The sequence below is a fragment of the Thermococcus sp. M36 genome (genome assembly GCF_012027355.1).
GTDB lineage: Archaea > Methanobacteriota_B > Thermococci > Thermococcales > Thermococcaceae > Thermococcus.
Genome location: NZ_SNUH01000187.1, coordinates 1 through 456, shown reverse-complemented (window position 1 = coordinate 456; position 456 = coordinate 1). Strand labels below are relative to the sequence as shown.

The window sequence follows — 456 nt, the reverse complement described above, 5'->3', positions numbered from 1 at the left end:
TCAAAAAAAGAAAGCTACTGATGAAGAATTGAAAGCAGTGCAAGAGAAGATTGTTGCGTTACTATAAAACATGAAGAAATTAATTGTTATATCGCTCATTTTATTTCTAATTGCTCTAACGATTTATTATTTCTATCCTGAAAAAGTATTACCGCAACACATAAGAATTACAAGCATTGTGGTTTATAAATCCAAAAGAGAAATGCTTGTTTATTCCAATAATACTTTACTCAAAACATATACAGTTTCTTTAGGAAAGGTTCCAATAGGTGATAAAATTTTTGAAGGAGATTATAAAACACCTGAAGGAAGATTCATAATTGATTCTAAAAATGCCAATAGCACTTGTTACAAAAATTTAGGGATTTCTTACCCTGATGAATCTCATAGCCAACAAGCGAAACAATTAGATAAACAAGCAGGTGGTGATATTAAAATTCATGGTTTGCCAGATCG

The 456-nt window shown here is 30.3% G+C and carries 1 protein-coding gene; it reads left to right on the top strand.

The features are described from left to right. Positions 1–70 precede the first annotated feature (70 nt). Positions 71–456 (top strand): murein L,D-transpeptidase family protein (locus tag E3E36_RS11910; protein WP_167895587.1); only part of this gene is annotated, 386 nt, incomplete at its 3' end.